This is a genomic window from Succinimonas sp. (assembly GCF_045225735.1).
In the GTDB taxonomy this organism is placed as follows: Bacteria; Pseudomonadota; Gammaproteobacteria; order Enterobacterales; family Succinivibrionaceae; genus Succinimonas.
This window is the reverse complement of the sequence record NZ_JBGVBR010000232.1, coordinates 1-2,492: the sequence shown is the minus strand read 5'-3', so window position 1 is coordinate 2,492 and position 2,492 is coordinate 1. Positions and strand designations below refer to the sequence as shown.

Here is a 2,492-nt window from a genome sequence, read left to right as displayed (position 1 = left end):
ACCTTTGCTGTGCTCGTTGAGAAGGCAAAGAGCGCTTTGGCATAATAAAGCCTGAGGGTTTTTGATAAGGTTTGAGAAAGGGGGAGGACTTGCGGTTCTCCTTCTTTTTTATTCACAGGAGAAGAAGATTAAAATGAAGTTATTAACAGTGGTTGCCGGAACAGCGTTTCTGTTCCTGCTCTCCGGATGTCAGCCCAAGGTTGACTGCGCCTCCGAGGATACCTACAAATCCACTCTCAAGGAGGTCATCGCAGAAATTCGGAAGCAGAATCCTCAGGATGCGGACGATGTGGAAAAGTTCCTGAAGGTAAAGGGAATGCTGACCTTCAGCTCCGGCATTGATCGCGATATCTGCGGCCGGAACGCTGACGGACTTAACAGCTATGCCCACAATTATGTGAAGGATCAGATTGACAGCGCCAAGAAGCAGGTCAAGGACAGTCTGGATCAGGGCCTCAAGGCTACCCAGGACGCTCTCGATAATGCCTTCGGAGATAAGAAGGAATAACAGAGAGACGGGGCTGCTTTAAAAGCTCCTGAACCTTGGCAGTGGCAGGGCCGCTTCGGATCTTTTTTCTGAAGACGAAAAGGAGGAGCGGCCTTTATTCTTTGGAGCAGAAGATTTTTTCTTTTCATGCGGCACAGCGTGTTTTTGAGGAGGCGGTGATGTCTGATAACCAAAACCATAATGCGGGAAATGGCTGCGAATTTACCCATGAGGAACTGGAATTGGCTCTCCCGTACCTTGAGCATGCCAGCCTCAGCGGCGCTCCCGTCTGTCCCTTCTGTTCAAACGGGAATTCTGACCTGGACGTCTGGGGCTCGGCCATGGGCAGGCTGCCCCGGGCCGTGTTTGTCCGCTGTCCCCATTGCCATCAGGTTTATTTCCGGCCCGATGCCCAGGAGCCGGCTCTCATGAATTTCTCCATACACCGGTCTTTGCAGAGTTATCTTTGGGGTGCGGTTATTCTGCCGCTGGGAATTTTTCTGGGGGGATGTTTGCTTTTCGGATCAGTGAGCATCGCGGCAGTATGTTTTACGGGGGGGATTGCGCTGTTTCTGGCATTATGGATGGGTATTTTTATCAGAGACTATTGCGCCACCGAAGAAGAGATCCGAGCATCCCAAAAAAGGCTCGAAAGCAATGTTTATCTGGCCGCCCTGCGGGATCGGGGAGTCAGACTGCCGTACTATTACCTGAGACAGCTGGAAAAGGGCGGAGAGTCAGCTGAAAGCAGTCATTAGCCCGTACCCGCCGCTGAAATCCGGCGCGCGGCGGATCAGGACTCCCGGGGCCTCCGGGATCGGGGCTGAAGTTTTTTCTTGGGGAACGGCGGGATTTTGGGGAGAGGTTGCGGGATGTCTGATAACGCAAACGGCAGCGCGGGAAAGGGCTGCGAATTTACCCGGGAGGAGCTTAGCGAGGCGCTTCCTTATTTAAGCGGCCGGTTAAGTAACGACAGAGCTTTGTATGTCGCTCCCGCCTGTCCGTACTGTCACGAGACGCCTTATGATTTGCGTATGGGATTCCTGCATTTCCGGAGGTTTCCCAAGGCGGTGTTCGTCCGCTGTCATCACTGTCACCGGGTATATTTTCGGCCCGACTGTCAGGAACCGGCACTCATGAGATCCCCTCTGCGCCAGCCTTCTCAGAAATGTTTTGCGGGGCTCATTATTCTCCTGGCGGGTAATTTTCTGGGCGCATATGCCATTTTTAAATTAACAGAGTGGGGCGGAACTGCGTTTCTGGTGGCGCTGGCCCTGCTGATTCTGGCGGCTATGCTGTTCCTGTATATCAGTGATGCCGGCACCACCGCCGAGGAGATCCGCAAATCTCAGAAGCGTCTGGAAAGCGCCGTCTATCTGGCCGCCCTGCGGGATCGGGGCATTGAACTTCCGTACTATTACCTGAGACAGCTTGAAAAGATCGGGGAGGCCGCCGAAAACAATGACGAGCCCGCGCCCGGCCCCTGAAATCAGGCGTGCGGAGAGATCAGTTTTCTTAGGGAAGGCGCGTTTTTTTTTGGGGAGGGAAGACAGGATGTCTGATAATGCAAACCATAATGCGGGAGACGGCGGCGAGTTTACACGGGAGGAACTCAGAGAGGCGCTCCCTTATTTCCGAGGCCGGATAAGCTTCGGCGGAGGGGAGGACTCTTCGGCGGCCGGCATAATGCATGGTCATCCCGGATTTCATCGCATGGGCGATGATGCCGATGTCGGAGAGAGTTCCCCTCCCGCCTGTCCGTACTGTCATGAGCCAATCGCTGGCGGGCATATCGGATTCCCGTTTTTCGAGAAGTTTCCCAAGGCGGTGTTCGTCCGCTGTGATCACTGTCACCGGGTTTACTTCCGGCAGGATGCTCAGGAGCCCGCTCTCATAAAATCACCAATGTACAGATCTCTTAAGAATTATCTTCTGGGGGCGGTTGCGCTGCCGGCGGTGTTTTTTCTTGCCGGGTTTGGCATTTTCGGATCAGAGGGGCGTTCGG

At 54.1% G+C, this 2,492-nt stretch carries 4 protein-coding genes; all 4 read left to right on the top strand.

Annotated features, from left to right (window positions below; genetic code table 11):
- Window positions 1–133 precede the first annotated feature (133 nt).
- Window positions 134–508 (top strand): hypothetical protein, encoded by a 375-nt coding sequence (locus ACJROR_RS07985; protein WP_406040351.1) that lies wholly within the window; start codon window positions 134–136, stop codon window positions 506–508.
- Between the two features lie 158 nt (window positions 509–666).
- Window positions 667–1,245 carry a hypothetical protein gene (locus ACJROR_RS07980; protein WP_406546662.1) on the top strand — a complete coding sequence of 193 codons (579 nt, stop codon included), beginning with the start codon at window positions 667–669 and terminating at the stop codon, window positions 1,243–1,245.
- A 114-nt stretch (window positions 1,246–1,359) separates the two neighbouring features.
- Window positions 1,360–1,974 carry a hypothetical protein gene (locus ACJROR_RS07975; RefSeq protein ID WP_406546661.1) on the top strand — a complete coding sequence of 205 codons (615 nt, stop codon included), beginning with the start codon at window positions 1,360–1,362 and terminating at the stop codon, window positions 1,972–1,974.
- A 67-nt stretch (window positions 1,975–2,041) separates the two neighbouring features.
- Window positions 2,042–2,492, top strand: a 451-nt coding sequence (locus ACJROR_RS07970; protein ID WP_406546660.1) for a hypothetical protein, incomplete at its 3' end; no start/stop codon positions are given.

Excerpts from the sequence above, each read along its gene's own strand:
- ACJROR_RS07985 (WP_406040351.1), top strand. The coding sequence starts at position 134 with ATGAAGTTATTAACAGTGGTTGCCGGAACAGCGTTTCTGTTCCTGCTC.
- ACJROR_RS07980 (WP_406546662.1), top strand. The coding sequence starts at position 667 with ATGTCTGATAACCAAAACCATAATGCGGGAAATGGCTGCGAATTTACC.
- ACJROR_RS07975 (WP_406546661.1), top strand. The coding sequence starts at position 1,360 with ATGTCTGATAACGCAAACGGCAGCGCGGGAAAGGGCTGCGAATTTACC.